Origin of the sequence: Rhodococcus sp. C3V, from assembly GCF_029269915.1 — a bacterium.
Classification (GTDB): domain Bacteria; phylum Actinomycetota; class Actinomycetes; order Mycobacteriales; family Mycobacteriaceae; genus Rhodococcus_F; species Rhodococcus_F qingshengii.
This window is the reverse complement of sequence record NZ_JARJBE010000002.1, coordinates 38,546-55,690: the sequence shown is the minus strand read 5'-3', so window position 1 is coordinate 55,690 and position 17,145 is coordinate 38,546. Positions and strand designations below refer to the sequence as shown.

Here is a 17,145-nt window from a genome sequence, read left to right as displayed (position 1 = left end):
ATGTGTGCTGTACCTGTGTCCGCTGGCCTAGTCCCAACCGAGACCGCCTCGTCGCCATTCGTATGCGTATGCCACCGAGACGTTGACTATGAAAAGGCCCATCGCCGCGAGGCCGAACAAGCCGAGCGAATCGAAATGCACCGCCCACGGGTAGAGGAAAACGATCTCGATGTCGAAGATGATGAACAGCATTGCCGTCAGATAGAACTTGACGGGAAACCGCCCGCCACCGGCGGTACGGGGTGCCGGTTCGATTCCGCATTCGTAGGCTTCGAGTTTCGCCCTGTTGTACCGCTTCGGGCCGACCACGGACGCGAGAACAACCGACACCACAGCGAAGGCCATCGCGATGACCCCGAGGACGAGAATGGGGATGTAAGCGTTCATGTCACCCGAACTCCTCTCCGCTGTGCGGATGTCCGCCCAGCCCGAAGGTGCCGTTCGATTTCGATACTGCCAGCAATTCGATACTTATGTGACCTGCGACACCCACACTAGGGGAGGCCTCCGACATTGGGTTCGTTTTCGGGGTGCGGAGTTTCGCTCTCGAAAGTCCGAAGTAGTCGGCGCCGCAACGAATCACCGCTGCAACGGGTGCTCACCGGCTCAGTTGTCGACGCAGAAGCGCGATGACGGTGGAAGCAAGTTCGATCGGATCTATCGGCTGCGGCACTGAGGCTTCCGCTCTCGACCACGACGCCAGCCACGCATCGTCGGGTCGACCGGTCAGTACGAGGATCGGTGGACAGTCGGCGATCTCGTCCTTGAGTTGTTTCGCGACGCCCATGCCGCCCGCCGGACTCGCCTCGCCGTCGAGGATTGCGAGGTCGATTCCGCCGGCGTCGAGCTTGGCTACGACGATCGGTGCCGTCGCGACCTCGATGTAGTCGATGGTGGGCATCGACGGATGTGGGCGCTCTCCGAGAGCGAGCCGAACTTGCTCGCGCGTGTGTGCGTCGTCGCTGTAGACGAGGATGCGCACGGGTGCCATGGAGTTGGGCTCTGCGGTCTCGGCGGACACGCGGCCGACGTTACTCCGGGCGGTCTCTGGCTACCGGCGAATCTTCAACATCGGCAGGGGCTTCCGCGAAAACACAGCTCGGCTTCACAGCAAACGGCCCTTACCCGGCGATGAACGCCGAAGTAAGGGCCGCCTGAATTGCGTGTGCGCTCAGAAGTTTTCGACGAACTTCGTCAGGCCCTTGCTCGCTGTTTCCAGGGCCGTCTTCTGTGCCTTCTTCACCAGGAAGCCCGGCAGCGGGATCTTGGGATCGATGGTCAGTTCGAAGGTGACTTTGGTTCCACCGTCGGTGGGAGTCAAGACGTACGAGCCGTCCTGCTGGTTCTGCTGACCGCTCTCCACGAGGGTCCAGGTCACCTTCTCGTCGCCCTCGAAGGTGTAGTCGACTACCTGCTCGTCGTTGATTCCCAGAATGGACACGGCCATGCGAACGCGATGGGGGCGACCGTCGTCGTGGGTGCTCTCGATGGTGATCTTCTTGTGTGCAGACGACCACTCCGGCAGCCGATCGACGGCTGCTACGGCCTTCATCACCGTTTCCGGATCAGCCTTGATCTCGAATTCCTTGACGCCCGAAACGGCCATGAACGTGCTCCTTCTCGCCTTGCGGCAACGGTTCGTGATTACTGCAGTTGCGCAATTAGATCATTCGGTGATCGGGTTGGCGTCGAGCTAGTCCATGCCGTTCTTGCGCATCTGGTCCCGCAATGCGCCCTGGACGGCTTGTGAAACCCACGAGTTGAGGGAGACTCCGTTCTGATTGGCGGCCTCCTCGGCGCGGGCTTTGATCTGCTCCATCATCCTCAACGTCACCCGGCTGATATCTCCGCTGACGTCGTCGAAGGAGTAGGTTGAGTCCTTCTTCTCGTCGTCTGCCTTCTCGTTTGCACCCTCGCCGCCGGTCGAGTTCGGCGGGCGAACGACGTCGACCAGTAATTCGCTTCCGTCGAGATTCACCTTGACCTCTCGGTCGCCCAGCTTCGCCCCGATCTCCTTGGCCAGTTCCGTCGCCGCGGCCAACAAGACCAGGCGGACCGAGGGTTCGATGGCGGCGGACAACGACGCCGCAATCCGGCGCGTGTGATCGTCGCCGAGTTCGGCTGCAGTGGCGAGGTCGTTCTGCAGCTTTGCGGTGTACTCCGAAATGTCCATGACACCACAGTGGCGTCAAAAGTGACGTCAGTCAAGGATGTGATGACGTCACTCGGTATCGAGAGCGGTCGACCGCTATAGAGTTGCCCAGCACCTGAGGCGAACGGCGCCCGGGTTTCGTGCTGGTCGTTTCGTGCTTGTCGAGGAGTGGGTTGTGCCGAACACGGTGTCACTGAAAGTGCAGTTGGTGGCGAAGTCCGAGTTCTTCCCGCCCGAGGACATTCCGTGGGAGACGGACGCGGATGGTGGCGAAGCGCTGGTCGAGTTCTCCGGTCGAGCCTGCTACCAGAGTTGGTCCAAGCCGAATCCGCGAACCGCAACCAACGCCGGCTATCTGAGGCATCTGCTCGAGGTCGGACACGTTTCGGTGCTCGAGCATGCGACAGTGAGCTTCTACATCACCGGTATCTCGCGCTCGTGCACTCACGAATTGATTCGTCACCGGCACTTCTCGTACTCGCAACTCTCGCAGCGATTCGTCCGTGAGAACGATGCAAACGTCGTCGTGCCTCCTGCTGTCGAAGGTGATCCCGAGCTCGAAGCACTGTTTCTGAATGCCACCGACGAAAGCCGTCGCGCTTACGGGGAACTGCTGACTGCCCTCGAAGGGAAACTGCAATCGGTGCCCGGTGCCCCGATGCGGGGCAAGCAAGCCAGGCAGGCTGCGCGCTCGGTGCTGCCCAACGCCACCGAGACGCGCTTGGTCGTGACCGGGAACTATCGGGCCTGGCGGCACTTCGTCGAGATGCGTGCCACCGAACATGCGGATGTCGAGATCCGGCGAGTCGCGGTCGAGTGCCTGCGTCAGCTTCGTGATGTCGCGCCAAATGTGTTCGGGGACTACGAGATTCTTCGCGGAAGCGACGGATCGGAAATTGCCGTCAGCGCATTTGCGGCCGAGTCGTGACTCGTGTGCAGAAGTAAGAGCTGAACCGGGTAACCTTCTGACCATGACCTACGGTGATTCCGCTTCTCTTGTCGAGCGTCCGTTCGGCACCATTTCCGTTGCGATGGTGACCCCGTTCACTGCCGACGGGAAGTTGGACGTCGACGCGGGAGTGCGCCTCGCAGCCCATCTCGTCGACAACGGCTGTGACGGCCTCGTTCTTGCCGGTACCACCGGTGAATCTCCCACCACCACCGAGTCCGAGAAGCTCGACCTGCTCCGCGCAGTGATCGACGCCGTCGGTTCCCGCGCGAAGATCGTTGCAGGCGCCGGCAGCAACGACACCGCTCACAGCGTCGAACTCGCACGTGACGCGGCTCGCGCCGGAGCGCACGGTCTGCTCGTCGTCACCCCGTATTACTCACGTCCGCCCCAGGCCGGACTGTTTGCACACTTCACCGCCGTCGCCAACGCGACCGACCTGCCCGTCATGTTGTACGACATTCCGCCCCGCTCCGTCGTTCCCATCGAGACCGAGACGATCCGCCGACTCGCCGAGCACCCGCGAATCAAGGCCGTCAAGGACGCCAAGGGCGACCTCAACGCCGGCGCAGAGTTGATCGGCACCACCGAGCTTCAGTTCTTCTCCGGCGACGACCCGCTGAATCTGCCGTGGCTCGCTGTGGGCGCCACCGGCTTCGTCAGCGTCATCGGCCATCTTGTTCCGGGTCGTCTCCGCGACCTTCACACCGCGTTCGTGTCCGGCGACATCGCCCGCGCACGCGAGATAAACCTCAGTTTGATCCCTGTGATTCGTTCCGTTGCCCGCCTCGGCGGTGTCAGCGCTTCGAAGGCGGGTCTGCGACTCATCGGAATCGATGTCGGAGAACCACGCCTTCCGCAGGTTGCACCCACTAAAGAGCAGATCGACGGTCTTGCCGCCGATCTGCATGCGGCAGGAGTTTTGTAAATGACCCGTCCCCCCCGACGTCGTAGTGCCAGTCGTCAAGCCGGTCCGCCTTCGCCTCCGGCTCCCGAAACGGCCGCAAAGGCCGCACCGGTAGAGGCACCAGCTGCGCCGGCGGCAGAAGCGGCCCCCGCCGCAGCCGCCCCGCCCAAGAAGGCCGCAGCAACCAAATCTGCAGCAACCAAGTCCGCTGCCACCAAATCTGCTGCACCCAAGAAGTCGACCGAAGACAGGTCGCCGCGCAAATCTTCCGGCGGTAACCGACCGGCAGCATCGAAGTCGGGCAACGGGCGCGGAAACAAGCGCCCCGAGAACCGTCCGGCCGTCGATCCCACGGGTCGCCTCGGAACACCCCCGAAGGCGCCGGCATCGGGTCTGCGCATCGTCGCGCTGGGCGGCATCGGCGAAATCGGTCGCAACATGACGGTGTTCGAGCACCGTGGCAAGTTGCTGATCGTCGACTGCGGTGTGCTGTTCCCCGAGGACCAGCAGCCTGGCGTCGACCTGATCCTCCCGGACTTCCGCTACATCGAAGACCGTATGGACGACGTCGAAGCCGTCATCCTGACTCACGGACACGAGGACCACATCGGTGCTCTGCCGTTCTTGCTGCGTCTGCGCGCGGACATTCCGGTCATCGGCGCGAAGTTCACTCTCGCTCTCGTTGCCGCCAAGTGCCGCGAGCATCGCCTGCGTCCGAACCTGGTCGAGGTCGTCGAGGGAAACACCACCACCCATGGCCCGTTCGACTGCGAGTACTTCGCGGTCAACCACTCGATTCCCGACGCTCTCGCGATCGCGATTCGCACCGACGCCGGCGTCGTACTGCACACCGGTGACATCAAGCTCGATCAGCTGCCTCTCGACGGCCGCCTGACCGACCTCGCCGGATTCTCCCGCCTGGGCGACGAGGGCGTCGACCTGTTCCTCGTCGACTCGACGAACGCCGAGGTTCCGGGATTCGTCACACCCGAGCGCGAAATCGGGGGAGTGCTCGACAATGTCATCGGCAAGGCGAAGCAGCGCGTCATCGTGGCATCGTTCGCCAGCCATGTGCATCGCATCCAGCAGGTCGTCGACGTAGCCGCTCGGTACAACCGCCGCATCGTCTTCGTCGGCCGCTCGATGGTCCGCAACATGCAGATCGCCCAGGATCTGGGCTACCTGACGGTGCCCGACGGCCTCGTCGTAGACATCGACACCGCCGCCACCCTTCCCGACGATCGCCTGGTGCTCATTTCGACGGGTTCGCAGGGTGAGCCGTTGGCAGCGCTCTCGCGGATGGCGCGCGGCGAACACCGTCAGATCAACATCCGCGCCAACGACCTTGTCGTTCTCGCGTCTTCGCTGATCCCGGGCAACGAGAACTCCGTTTTTGCCGTGGTCAACGGTTTGGCCAAGCGCGGTGCCACCGTCGTGACCCAGCAGAGCGCCAAGGTTCACGTCTCGGGCCACGCGTCCGCCGGTGAGTTGCTCTACCTGTACAACGCGGTTCGGCCCACCAATGCCATGCCCGTCCACGGTGAATGGCGGCACCTGCGTGCCAACGCCGCGCTGGCAAAGGCAACCGGCGTGCCGGAAGAGCGCATCGTATTGGCCGAGGACGGCGTCGTGGTCGACATGGTGGACGGCCTCGCCGAGATCGTCGGACGCGTACCGGTCGGACACGTCTACGTCGACGGTCTGTCCGTCGGCGACGTCGGTGAGCCGACGCTGTCCGATCGCCTCGTGCTCGGTGAGGGCGGCTTCATCGCGATCACCATCGTCATCAACGAGTCGACGGGCCGTGCGGTCAGCACCCCCGAGGTGTCCGGTCGCGGCTTCTCCGACGATCCGACAGCGCTCAAGGCTGCCGCGGATCTCGTGGAATCGGACCTGGCCCGGTTGGCGAGCGAAGGCGTCATCGACGCTCATCGCATCGCGCAGTCGGTGCGCCGCGTCGTCGGACGCTGGGTCGCGGACAAGTACCGCCGCCGTCCGATGATCATTCCGACGGTCATCGCGGTTCCGTAGATTCGGCACAGCAGGTCGCTTCCGCTCGAACCCGGTCCGGTTCGAGTACTTTGGCGAAGGTGACCTTCGCTCATGACGAACGACTCGCCCTGGTGGACAGCATGGTCGAATTCGGCCCCGATGCTCCGACACTGTGTGGGGAGTGGACCAATCGTGACCTGGCAGCACATCTGATAGTCCGGGAGCGGCGTCTCGACGCCGCTCCCGGAATCATGTTGAGCCCTCTTGCCGGTCACACCGAGAGCGTGCGTAAGGCCGCAGCGGCGCGTCCGTGGGAGGAGATCCTCGACGACGTTCGGAGTGGGCCGCCTCGGTGGTCGCCGATGTACTGGCTCGACGCGCAGGTGAATACCACGGAAATGTTCGTCCACCACGAAGATGTACGACGCGCACATCTGAACTGGGCGCCGCGTCCGTTGTCGGAGGGTCGGCAGGCTCAGCTGTGGAAGTACGCCCGGCAGATCGGCAAGATGGGTTACCGCAAAGCCGCTGTCGAGGTCATTTTCGAACTTCCGTCCGGCGAGAGTGCGGTCGTCCACAAATCCGGCTCTCGCAGTGTTGTCCTGCAGGGTGAACCCGCCGAGTTGCTGCTGCACGCTTTCGGTCGCAACGAGGTGAAGATCGAAGCCAAAGGTGAACTGGCCGACGTTCAATCCGTGATGGCGCTCGATCGCAGTTTCTGATGGCCCCCTTCTGCCGGAGCCGAGCTCGACAGACGGGTTGTGAAGATCACGTTTCGCACTCGCCACCAGTGTTGCTGGTGTTGCGGATGGTCCAGATGGGGTCGCACAGACTAGCCTGAACTCCATGGCAGGTAAGTCGAGCGCCCGGGGATCCAGTACAAGCACGTCTACGTCCAGGGCATCGACCAGGTCGTCAGCCTCTACTCCGAGCGCGCGCGCAACCGCAAAACCTCGTGCCTCGCGCACCACGCGAACCGTATCGACTCCTCGAAATGTCACGACTTCGGCCAGGGCTGGTGGGCGCCCCGCGTCGGGCAAAGGCTCCAAGCCGGCGCCCAAGAAGGCGTCCGGTACGTCGTCGGCCGCGCGCCGCCCGGTATCGAAAACCTCTCAGCGGGCCAGCCCGTTGGCCGCTGTGGGCAAGGGAATCGGAGCCGGGTGGTCCCTGGCTGCCCGCGGCGTCGGCGCCACCACACGCACCGTCAGTAAGGTCGGCGAGATCGAAGCCGGCCACCGCCGCGACGGAATAGCGCTCGGCCTGATCGCATTCAGCGTCGTCATCGCCGGTGGCGTCTGGTTCAAGGCCGGTGGTCCGATCGGCGGCGGCATCGACACCCTCGTGCGGGCGATCTTCGGCGCGGCCTCGGCCGTGCTCCCCATCGTCGGCGTCGGCCTCGCGATCCTGTTGATGCGCACCGAACCGAAACCTGAGATCCGGCCCCGACTGATCATGGGATCCTTGCTGGTCGGTCTGCCGGCGCTCGGCCTCTGGCACATCATCTCGGGTTCACCGACAGACGCCACCGGTCGCTCCAACGGCGCAGGGTTTGTCGGATACGTCGTGGGCGGCCCGCTCACCAACGGGCTCACCGTCTGGCTGTCTGCGCCGCTGCTGGTCATCGCCGCCGGATTCGGAATCCTCCTTCTGACCGGAACGACTCTGCGTGAGGTGCCGAGCAAGTTCCAGTCCTTCTTCGGCGCCTCGTATCGCTCGGACGAATACGGCGACTACGGATCCGAATTCGACGAGGACGGTGAGCACCACTACGGCGAATCTGCTTACGATCCTTCACTGTTCGACGCCGACGGCTACCCGGTCGACACCTACGCCGAGCCGCCGCTCAAGCCCGCCAAGCGGACCAGCCGACGCGCACCGATCGACAACTACCCGACGGACGAGTTCGAATCCGGAGACAAGAAGACCGAAGTCCTCGGTCTGTGGAACGCCGACGACACCGCAGTACCCGACGAGCCCGTCGCGGCTGCGGCAGCGCCCGTCGTGGAGACGCCGGCACCGCGCCCCAAGGTGCCTGCGCGTTCGGTCCCCATCGCCAAGCCCGTGCCGAAACCCGAACCGGAGCCGGAGGAGAAGGAACACTTCGTCACCGATCGGGTCACCGACGGCGACTACAACCTCCCGCCGACGACGTTGCTGATCGAGGGAGACCCGCCCAAGCTCCGCAGTTCTGCGAACGACGCGATGATCGAGGCGATCAGCGAAGTCCTCGAACAGTTCAAGATCGATGCCGCTGTTACCGGTTTCACCCGCGGACCGACGGTGACGCGCTACGAGGTCGAACTCGGCCCAGGCGTGAAGGTCGAGAAGATCACCGCGCTCGCCCGCAACATCGCGTACGCCGTGGCAACCGACAACGTCCGCCTCCTGGCCCCCATTCCGGGTAAGTCCGCGGTGGGTATCGAGGTACCGAACTCCGACCGCGAAATGGTCCGCCTCGCCGACGTTTTGAACGCGCCGAGCACCCGACGCGATCACCATCCGCTGGTGATCGGTCTGGGTAAGGACATCGAAGGTGACTTCGTCAGTGCGAACCTCGCGAAGATGCCCCACCTTCTGGTGGCAGGTTCGACCGGCTCGGGTAAGTCGAGCTTCGTGAACTCGATGCTCGTCTCGTTGCTCACCCGAGCAACGCCCGAAGAAGTACGGATGATCCTCATCGACCCCAAGATGGTCGAGCTCACGCCGTACGAAGGTATCCCGCACCTGATCACGCCGATCATCACTCAGCCGAAGAAGGCAGCGGCAGCGCTGGCCTGGTTGGTCGAGGAGATGGAACAGCGCTACCAGGACATGCAGGCCAACCGGGTGCGTCATATCGACGACTTCAACTCCAAGGTCAAGTCCGGCGAAATCACCGCCCCGCTGGGCAGCGAGCGCGTCTACCGTCCGTACCCCTACATCCTGGCGATCGTGGACGAGCTGGCAGACCTCATGATGACCGCGCCGCGCGACGTCGAAGAAGCAATCGTCCGCATCACGCAGAAAGCCCGTGCTGCCGGTATCCACCTGGTGCTGGCAACGCAGCGCCCGTCCGTCGACGTCGTCACCGGCCTGATCAAGACCAACGTGCCCTCGCGTCTGGCGTTCGCGACGTCTTCACTGACGGACTCGCGAGTCATCCTCGATCAGCCCGGCGCCGAGAAGCTCATCGGTATGGGTGACGGCCTCTTCCTGCCCATGGGCGCGGGTAAGCCGACCCGTATGCAGGGCGCGTTCATCACCGACGAGGAAATCTCGGCGGTTGTCGACTTCGCGAAAAACCAGGCCGAGCCCGAGTACACCGAAGGTGTCACCGCACAGAAGGCAGGGGAGAAGAAAGACGTCGACCCCGACATCGGCGACGACATGGATGTCCTCCTGCAGGCCGTGGAATTGGTCATCACGAGTCAATTCGGTTCGACGTCGATGTTGCAGCGCAAGCTACGAGTCGGGTTCGCCAAGGCCGGCAGACTGATGGACCTCATGGAAAACCGCGGCGTCGTCGGACCCAGCGAGGGCTCGAAGGCACGCGAGGTGCTCATGAAGCCCGAGGAGCTCGACGGTCTGCTGTGGTCGATACGCGGCGGCGACCCGGATGAGGCACCTGCAGACGAGTAGGGACACCTCGGCGGAGAAGCCGTCGACAGACGACCGGAGGAACCCGTGCATGTGACGCCGTTGGCTTGGGGAATCACGATCGTGGTGATCCTCGGCCTGTTCGTCTTCGACTTCTTCGCCCACGTCCGCACTCCGCATGCGCCGACCTTCCGGGAGTCCGCATTCTGGTCGACGGTCTACATTTCGATCGCCATCGTCTTCGGCCTCGTCGTGATGTGGATCTGGGGCACCACGTACGGCGGTGAGTACTTCGCAGGCTACGTCACGGAGAAGGCGCTCTCGGTCGACAATCTGTTCGTCTTCGTGATCATCATGTCGACGTTCGCCGTCCCGCGAGAGTTCCAGCAGAAAGTCCTGCTGATCGGCATCGTCCTCGCATTGGTGATGCGCGGAATCTTCATCGGAGTCGGTGCGGCCGCCATCAATGCGTACAGCTGGGTGTTCTACCTCTTCGGTGCGTTCCTGATCTACACCGCGTACACCCTGATCCGCGATCACGGGCATGAGAAGGAAGCCGAGGAGAAGCGCGACAGTCGCATCATCTCACTCGTGAAGCGGGTGCTGCCGACAACCGAGGAGTACGACGGGGACAAACTGATCACCCGGATCGACGGCAAGCGCGTCGTGACACCGTTGTTGTTGGCGCTCATCGCAATCGGGTTTGCCGACGTGCTCTTCGCGCTCGATTCGATTCCGGCGATCTACGGTCTGACCCAGGAACCGTATCTGGTGTTCACCGCCAACGCCTTCGCGCTGATGGGTCTACGGCAGCTGTACTTCCTGATCGGTGGGTTGCTCGAACGGCTGGTCTATCTCTCGTACGGGCTCTCGATAATCCTGGCGTTCATCGGTGTGAAATTGGTACTTCACGCGTTGCACGAGAACACCCTCTCGTTCGTCAACGGAGGTGAACACGTCTCCGTCCCGGAAATCTCCACGGCACTCTCACTCGGAGTGATCATCGGAGTATTGGCGGTGACGACGGTCGCGAGCCTGTTGAAGACTCGCGACCGGGCGGGGGAGTAAGCCGGGGCCGGGGCTCTCAGGCGCTGAACTGACCCAACACCGGAACCCACTCGGTGATCCGGACCTTCTCGATCAAATCGGCGATCGCGAACGGATCGTGGGTGAAGAGGAGGGAAACGGTGTCGGCGTCTGCGGCGTCGACGATGATCAGCGCGCCGTTTCCATCTGCAAACGGGCCGGATGACAAGACGATCGAGCGGGAAACCAGATCCGCGAGCCACGCGCGGTGATCGCTACGGACTTCGTCGCGCTGAGCGTTCTTCTCGGGCGCGTAGGTGTATTCGACGAGGAACAACGACATCGTGAACCGCTTTCGGGGCTGGTGATCGAGATGGTGGTGTGTGAAGAGTCTGAACGGTTCAGAGAGTCAGGAGCATGCGAGTATTGCCGAGTGTGTTGGGTTTCACATAGCTCAGATCGAGGAACTCGGCGACGCCGGCGTCGTAGGACCGACACATTTCCGCATAGACCTCGGCGGTGACGGGGGTGCCGTCGATCTCCGCGAATCCGTGACGGTGGAAGAACTCGGTCTCGAACGTCAAAACGAACAACCGTTCCAACTCCAATTCCTTGGCGACCTCGATGAGTTTGTCGACGACGTGGAAACCTGCGCCCTGGCCTTTGGCAGTCGGATCGACTGCGACGGTGCGGATCTCACCCAGGTCCGCCCACAGCACATGCAGTGCGCCGCAAGCGATTACCTGGCCGCCTCGCTCGGCGACCCAGAACTCCTGGACTGCCTCGTACAGCGTCACGAGATTCTTCTCGAGGAGGATCTTGCCGGCGTAGATGTCGATCAGACGCTTGATTTCGGGGATGTCCGACGTTCGCGCGCGACGCACGATCAACTGGCTCTCGGTATAGGTCGGCGCGGTCGAAGTCATGTGGTGCACATTAGTCAATGGCCCTACCGATATTCTAAGTCGCGTGCCTGTCCGCCCCACGCAATTCCCGCGCCGCTCGGCTTTGTCCCGGGTTCGGCTCACCGCCTGTGCGGTGATCCGATGAGTACCCCGCGCGATCAGACCGACGCCCATCGCGCCGCCGTCGGCCCGTCCGACGGCACACCTGTCGCGGACAACCCGGTTCCGTTGCTGAACATCGCGAACATTCTCACGATGGTCCGAATGGTTCTCGTTCCGGTTTTTCTCGTTGTTCTGTTCGTCGACGGCGGACACTCGACGTGGTGGCGTCTCGGGGCAATGGGCGTGTTCATCGTCGCCGCGATCACGGATCGGATCGACGGCCAATTGGCTCGGAAGTACGGTCTGGTCACCGATTTCGGCAAACTCATGGACCCGATCGCGGACAAGGCACTGATCGGCGCCGCGCTGATCGGTCTTTCGGTTCTCGGTGACCTGTCGTGGTGGGTGACCGGAGTGATCATCGCCAGAGAACTCGGAATCACGCTGTTGCGGTTCGCGGTACTGCGGCACGCGGTCATCCCGGCGGGCAAGGGCGGCAAGCTCAAGACCCTCGTGCAGGCCGTCGCGATCGGGTTCTACCTCTGCCCGCTGCCGAGCAGTTGGGACATCGTCAGCGGATTGCTGATGGCTGCTGCCGTCGTGCTGACGGTGGCGACGGGAATCGAATACATCGTGCAGGCGATCAGGCTTCGCGCCGGAGTTCGCGCAGTCGAGTCATGACGGACCCGCTGCTCGCACTCGGAGTGGTCGAACTCGTCGACGCCCTTGGCGCCGCGAGGCAGACTGTCGCCGCCGCCGAATCTCTGACGGCTGGCTTGTTCACGGCTGCGGTCGCGTCCGTGCCAGGGTCGAGCGCGGTGCTGCGTGGGGGCCTGGTCGTGTATGCGACCGACCTGAAGGCGACGCTGGCGGGCGTGGATCCCGAGCGTCTGGCAACGGACGGCCCCGTGTCCGAGAGCACCGCCGTGGCTTTGGCGCTCGGCGCCCGGACGAGGTGCGGCGCCGACTGGGGTATCGGACTGACCGGAGTCGCCGGTCCGAGTGAGCAGGACGGACGCCCGGTCGGAACGGTGTTTCTCGGTATCGCCGGCCCGGACGGAACCGAATGCGTACCCCTCGTGCTCGGCGGCGAACGGTGGGAGATTCGGACAACCGCAGTCGCAACTGCCGTGTCGCGGTTACGTGATCGTGTCGCAGAGCGTGCGGCACGATAGGCTCGGGAACCAATCGGATGTGTTCGGACGTTGACGATTGTGAAGACGTACGACCATGCACGATGAGGTCACGGATGAAGGAGGAGCGAGATGGCGCTGCTATTGCGTGAGGCAATCGGTGACAGTCTCCGGCGTACGCGCGTTTCGCAGAGCCGCACGCTACGTGAGGTGTCGAACAGCGCGCGTGTGAGCTTGGGCTATCTGTCCGAAGTGGAACGTGGACGTAAGGAAGCATCGAGCGAACTGTTGGCGGCGATCTGTGATGCGCTCGCAGTCCCACTGTCCGACGTGCTGGTCGACGTGAGCGAGACCCTGGCCACGAAGAAGAGCGCTCCGGTAGCTGGTCGACAGGTCGCCGAACCTGCGGTGTCGGCTTCCGGTTCGGTCTCGGCTTCCGGTTCGCCGACAATCGCACGCGATACCCGCGTCGTGATTCCGGCACCGAACGCTCGAAGGTTGGCGGCGGCGTAGCCACTACCGGCCGTAACCGATAGATTTTGTACGTAACCGCCGGTTTCCAGCAGGTGGGGTCAGAGCAGATAGGGCGCAGCCCTTGTTTCGGTGCGCGACGGTCGCGCTCCGGGTCGCGTTCGGCGCGGCGCATCAGATGGAGGCAGGATCAAACCAATGGCTAATCCTTTCGTCAAGGGCTGGAAGTACCTGATGGCGCTCTTCAATTCGAAGATCGATGAGAAGGCAGATCCAAAGGTTCAGATTCAGCAGGCGATCGAGGACGCACAGCGCCAGCATCAGGCGTTGTCCCAGCAGGCTGCGTCGGTGATCGGTAATCAGCGTCAACTCGAGATGAAGCTCAGCCGTCAACTCGACGAGGTCGAAAAGCTCAACGCCAACGCGCGCCAGGCCGTCAACCTCGCCGATCAGGCCGCTGCTGCCGGCGACAACGACAAGGCGATCCAGTACACCAACGCTGCCGAAGCTTTTGCGGCCCAGTTGGTGACGGCCGAGCAGGGCGTCGAAGATCTGAAGGCACTGCACGACCAGTCCTTGCAGGCCGCCGCTCAGGCCAAGAAGGCTGTCGAGCAGAACGCGATGACTCTGCAGGCAAAGGTTGCCGAGCGCACCAAGCTGCTCAGCCAGTTGGAGCAGGCCAAGATGCAGGAGCGCGTGAGCGAGTCCCTTCGGTCCATGGACAGCACGCTGTCGGCTCCCGGCAACACACCCAGCCTCGATGCTGTGCGCGACAAGATCGAGCGGCGTTACGCCGACGCACTCGGCTCTGCCGAGCTCGCCCAGAACTCCGTTCAAGGCCGCATGATGGAGGTCCAGCAGGCCTCGGTCCAGATGGCAGGGCACAGTCGCCTCGAGCAGATTCGTGCTTCCATGAAGGGCGAGGCACTGCCTTCCGGCGGCGCAGCAGCCACTCCTGCGACTCCGTCCGTCGAGAAGCAGCCCCCGGCTGCCGGTCAGACCGGGCAGTAGCCGAATCCTCGATGTCGGCAGTGATGCTCTGATGTTTTCTTCACGAGACGGTCGATCTGGGCGCGAGCCCCGGTCGGCCGTTCCCGTTTCCGTATCCGGCGCCTTCGGAGCGTTGGGACGCACCGCGGACACATTGCGCGAGGTCGGACTGTCTGCGGCGGATGCCGCTCGGCGGTGGCAGGACCCGCGCGCCAAATTCGAGCGCAAACGTGCCCGTGCACGTCGACGCGCTCAGCGTTGGGGTTTCATGTCCGGCGGATCAGTGGTCGGCACGGCCGGCCTTGCTGTTGCGTCGGCCCCCGAGTGGTCGGTGGTCGTGGCAGGCGGGGGAGCGGCACTGTTCGCGGTTCCCGCCGTCATCGCGGTCGGCCGTTACCGTTCGATGAGTTCCGGCCCACCGCCGTCGGCGCCGATTCGCCGGCGCTTGCCACCGTCGTCGTCTCGCGCGTTCATCCCGATGTCTCGCCTCATCGGCGCCGAGACTTCGTTGTTCGAGATCTTGAGTGTGCTCAGGCGCGCCGACACCATCGACCCCGGTGAGTTGGACGAAATCACTGTTACCGCCGATTCGGCATTGAGAGCGATGTTCGCGGTGTCTTCGGATGTCGTCGCAATGGAACGCGCCGTGGCCGCTACACCCAAGGTGACCGAACCTCTTGATCCCACCATCGACGGCGCAGTTCGTGAGTTGCAGTCGGGGTTGGATCAGTACGAGGATCTGGTGACCTCCGCAGCTGCATTGACAGCGCCTCACAGCCCCTCGGCGCTGGTGGGATTCAACCGAGAACTCTCGGCGCTGCACGCGGCCGCCGAGCGACTCTCGGCGCTTGCCGACGCCATCGGTGAGGTGGACGACATCACCCGCAAGTACAACTGATCGGTCCTCGCGCCTGATCGATGCACCCTGTTCGAAATCTCAGTCGTCGGCGCCGCGGGCCGCCAATGCTTCACCCATTGCGTCCGCGGTCATCAGAGTGCCGACGATGACCGGCACTGCGAAGGAACGCAGCGAGAAGCCGAGCCCTCGTGCCTTGCGTGCTTCGGACACCTGTGTGATGACCTCGAACATCAGCGGAATGCACCGGATCGTCATTGCCAGGAGCAAGGCGATCCGTTCGGGATTGACGCCGAAGCGTCGCAAGGGTGTCAGGAATCTGGTGATCGCGTCGAGCATCTCGGAGATCCGCGTGGTCAGACCCATGATCGCCGCGAAGGCGATCGAGATGATCAGGACGCCGCACACGACGGTCGCTCGCTGCCACCCCGCGACCACCAGCTGGAACGCGCCGATGAACAGCAACATCCACAGTGCGGGTCGCAGCTGCCGGATCGCCGTCATCGGCGGGATGCGCGCAATGACGTACAGGGCGATGACGACGATCGCGGGAGCTGCCAGCTGCCACGGCTCACGTACGAAGATCGAGACGGCCAGGATCGCCACGATCAATGCGAAGAGCTTGATCCCCGTCGGCATCCGGTGCAGGAGCGATGTGCCCGGCCGGTAGACGCCGAGAGTGGTCACGAGACCAACGACCGGTAATGGCCGATCGAGTCGGCGGGGGAGCCGTCGGCGACGACACGGCCTTGGTCGACAACCAACACCCGTTCGAATGATTCGAGGAGGTCGAGTTGGTGGGTCACGACGATCAGTTGTTGATCGAGTGACTCGAACACCGAGCTGATGAGTCGCGAGTTGCGAAGATCGAGGAGCGTGGTGGGCTCGTCGGCGACGAGTACGTTCGGCTCTGTCACCATGATGGCCGCGAGCGCGAGTAGCTGCTTCTGCCCACCGGAAAGCTGGTGGGTGGGATGGTCGGCGTGCCCGGCGAGGCCGTAGCGTTCGAGCACCGAGGCCACCTTTGCGGCGCGCTCGGCTTTGCCCAATCCGCTACGGCGGAGCGAGAATTCGATGTCCTCGGCAACCGTCGGCATCACGATCTGGTGGTTGGGATCGGTGAAGACGAATCCGACCTGCTTGCGTACGTCGCGGCCCTTCTTCGCCGTGTCCAAGCCGTTGACGTGGACGTGTCCTTCCGTCGGAACGACCAGTCCGTTGATCATGCGAGCGAGGGTCGACTTGCCGCTTCCGTTCGCACCCACGATCCCGATTCGCTGCTCGCTCAGTCGCAGATCTATCTGCTGAAGGACCTTTCGTTCACCGAAGCTGTGGCCGACGTTCTCGAAGACGATCTCACTCATCGGAGATTAATTCGCCACCACGGTCTTGGTGGACGAGATCACCGAATCACGCAGGAGTGCCGGATATGCGCGATGGACCTGGGACGCGACGAGCGCGGTGACCACGGCCTTTGCCGCGTCGAGAGGAATGAAGGCAGCGTTGGCCGACCAGGCGGCTACGAAGCTCATGTGTCCGCGGACCATCATTCCGACGATGCCGAACGCGTAGAGAACGACGACGCCGCCGAGAAGGTTGATGCCGATGCCCGCGATGATCCGGTACTTGGGCAGCATCTTGGCGGTCAGCCATCCGATGACAAACGCCGTCGGGATCCAACCGATGAGGAATCCGGCTGTCGGGCTCGAGAGAGACACGAGTGCGGTGCGACCGCCGGCAAGGACCGGTAGACCGACCAATCCCAGAGCAATGACCGTCAGGACGGCGAGAACACCCTTGCGCGGTCCGAGTAGAGCGCCGGCCATCATGACGCCCATGGACTGAAGGGTGATCGGCACGCCGGAAATGCCGATGTTGATCGACCCGGGTAGGCCCAGCGCGATGATGAGTGCGGCGAAGACGGCTACATGCGCGAGATCGCGAGCGGGGAAACGGGTCGTAGACACTGCGGACGTGCTCCTTCGGCATACGGGATCGAACTTCGCGAGTTTACGCCAGGAGCAAGCTCCCATGGGTTGGACACCTGACCTGCGTGAGGGCCGGTCTCGGGGTGAACCCTGATCTT

The 17,145-nt window shown here is 63.3% G+C and carries 20 protein-coding genes; 11 read left to right on the top strand and 9 right to left on the bottom strand.

Going from position 1 to position 17,145, the window contains the following annotated elements; genetic code table 11:
• Positions 1-27: 27 nt before the first annotated feature.
• The 4 genes from P3G66_RS05275 to P3G66_RS05260 all read right to left on the bottom strand — a co-directional run bounded on the left by P3G66_RS05275 (position 28) and on the right by P3G66_RS05260 (position 2,173).
• The gene (locus P3G66_RS05275) at positions 28-387 is read right to left on the bottom strand and encodes an NADH-quinone oxidoreductase subunit A (protein WP_003942165.1); all 360 of its coding nucleotides are present in this window, start codon (positions 385-387) and stop codon (positions 28-30) included.
• 211 nt (positions 388-598) lie between these two features.
• Positions 599-991 (bottom strand): response regulator transcription factor, encoded by a 393-nt coding sequence (locus P3G66_RS05270; RefSeq protein ID WP_042450864.1) that lies wholly within the window; start codon positions 989-991, stop codon positions 599-601.
• 180 nt (positions 992-1,171) lie between these two features.
• Complete coding sequence (locus tag P3G66_RS05265; RefSeq protein ID WP_003942203.1) at positions 1,172-1,606, bottom strand: SRPBCC family protein; 435 nt, start codon at positions 1,604-1,606, stop codon at positions 1,172-1,174.
• Positions 1,607-1,693: 87 nt separating this feature from the next.
• Complete coding sequence (locus P3G66_RS05260) at positions 1,694-2,173, bottom strand: toxin-antitoxin system HicB family antitoxin (RefSeq protein WP_003942206.1); 480 nt, start codon at positions 2,171-2,173, stop codon at positions 1,694-1,696.
• A 154-nt stretch (positions 2,174-2,327) separates the two neighbouring features.
• On the opposite strand from P3G66_RS05260, the gene thyX reads away from it, so the two are divergent.
• The 6 genes from thyX to P3G66_RS05230 all read left to right on the top strand — a co-directional run bounded on the left by thyX (position 2,328) and on the right by P3G66_RS05230 (position 10,644).
• Positions 2,328-3,080, top strand: coding sequence for an FAD-dependent thymidylate synthase (thyX, locus tag P3G66_RS05255; protein WP_003942250.1), 753 nt, complete (start codon positions 2,328-2,330; stop codon positions 3,078-3,080).
• A gap of 43 nt (positions 3,081-3,123) precedes the next feature.
• Positions 3,124-4,029, top strand: coding sequence for a 4-hydroxy-tetrahydrodipicolinate synthase (gene dapA / locus P3G66_RS05250; protein ID WP_054782114.1), 906 nt, complete (start codon positions 3,124-3,126; stop codon positions 4,027-4,029).
• Positions 4,030-6,039: a ribonuclease J gene (locus P3G66_RS05245; RefSeq protein ID WP_003942231.1), complete on the top strand. Its 2,010-nt coding sequence runs from the start codon at positions 4,030-4,032 to the stop codon at positions 6,037-6,039.
• 59 nt (positions 6,040-6,098) lie between these two features.
• Positions 6,099-6,722, top strand: a complete 624-nt coding sequence (locus tag P3G66_RS05240; RefSeq protein ID WP_003942175.1) for a TIGR03085 family metal-binding protein — start codon at positions 6,099-6,101, stop codon at positions 6,720-6,722.
• 124 nt (positions 6,723-6,846) lie between these two features.
• Entirely contained in the window at positions 6,847-9,618 is a 2,772-nt protein-coding gene (locus P3G66_RS05235; RefSeq protein ID WP_030535561.1) for a DNA translocase FtsK, read from the top strand.
• 45 nt (positions 9,619-9,663) lie between these two features.
• On the top strand, positions 9,664-10,644 hold the full coding sequence (locus P3G66_RS05230) for a TerC family protein (RefSeq protein WP_019748181.1): 981 nt from the start codon (positions 9,664-9,666) through the stop codon (positions 10,642-10,644).
• A gap of 16 nt (positions 10,645-10,660) precedes the next feature.
• On the opposite strand, the gene P3G66_RS05225 is transcribed toward P3G66_RS05230, so the two are convergent.
• Entirely contained in the window at positions 10,661-10,945 is a 285-nt protein-coding gene (locus P3G66_RS05225) for a YciI family protein (protein WP_003942124.1), read from the bottom strand.
• Between the two features lie 58 nt (positions 10,946-11,003).
• The gene (locus P3G66_RS05220) at positions 11,004-11,528 is read right to left on the bottom strand and encodes an amino-acid N-acetyltransferase (protein WP_007735157.1); all 525 of its coding nucleotides are present in this window, start codon (positions 11,526-11,528) and stop codon (positions 11,004-11,006) included.
• A 120-nt stretch (positions 11,529-11,648) separates the two neighbouring features.
• On the opposite strand from P3G66_RS05220, the gene pgsA reads away from it, so the two are divergent.
• The 5 genes from pgsA (at position 11,649) to P3G66_RS05195 (ending at position 15,101) form a co-directional block, all read left to right on the top strand.
• Positions 11,649-12,290, top strand: coding sequence for a CDP-diacylglycerol--glycerol-3-phosphate 3-phosphatidyltransferase (pgsA, locus tag P3G66_RS05215; protein WP_003942125.1), 642 nt, complete (start codon positions 11,649-11,651; stop codon positions 12,288-12,290).
• Positions 12,287-12,784: a CinA family protein gene (locus P3G66_RS05210; RefSeq protein WP_064075603.1), complete on the top strand. Its 498-nt coding sequence runs from the start codon at positions 12,287-12,289 to the stop codon at positions 12,782-12,784. The genes pgsA and P3G66_RS05210 overlap by 4 nt, the downstream gene beginning before the upstream one ends.
• Before the next feature lie 90 nt (positions 12,785-12,874).
• Positions 12,875-13,255 (top strand): helix-turn-helix transcriptional regulator, encoded by a 381-nt coding sequence (locus P3G66_RS05205; protein ID WP_003942191.1) that lies wholly within the window; start codon positions 12,875-12,877, stop codon positions 13,253-13,255.
• 156 nt (positions 13,256-13,411) lie between these two features.
• The gene (pspA, locus tag P3G66_RS05200; RefSeq protein WP_003942098.1) at positions 13,412-14,224 is read left to right on the top strand and encodes a phage shock protein PspA; all 813 of its coding nucleotides are present in this window, start codon (positions 13,412-13,414) and stop codon (positions 14,222-14,224) included.
• Positions 14,225-14,255: 31 nt separating this feature from the next.
• Positions 14,256-15,101, top strand: coding sequence for a hypothetical protein (locus tag P3G66_RS05195; protein ID WP_020907518.1), 846 nt, complete (start codon positions 14,256-14,258; stop codon positions 15,099-15,101).
• Between the two features lie 39 nt (positions 15,102-15,140).
• Here the strand turns inward: P3G66_RS05195 and P3G66_RS05190 are convergent, their stop codons facing one another.
• From P3G66_RS05190 to P3G66_RS05180, 3 genes are read right to left on the bottom strand one after another with little or no spacing between them, the layout of a single operon-like run.
• On the bottom strand, positions 15,141-15,746 hold the full coding sequence (locus tag P3G66_RS05190; RefSeq protein WP_054825715.1) for an energy-coupling factor transporter transmembrane protein EcfT: 606 nt from the start codon (positions 15,744-15,746) through the stop codon (positions 15,141-15,143).
• A complete protein-coding gene (locus P3G66_RS05185) occupies positions 15,743-16,423 on the bottom strand; it encodes an ABC transporter ATP-binding protein (RefSeq protein WP_276116284.1) in 681 nt (226 codons plus the stop codon). The genes P3G66_RS05190 and P3G66_RS05185 overlap by 4 nt, the downstream gene beginning before the upstream one ends.
• Positions 16,424-16,429: 6 nt before the next feature.
• Positions 16,430-17,026 carry a biotin transporter BioY gene (locus P3G66_RS05180; protein ID WP_276116283.1) on the bottom strand — a complete coding sequence of 199 codons (597 nt, stop codon included), beginning with the start codon at positions 17,024-17,026 and terminating at the stop codon, positions 16,430-16,432.
• Positions 17,027-17,145 lie beyond the last annotated feature (119 nt).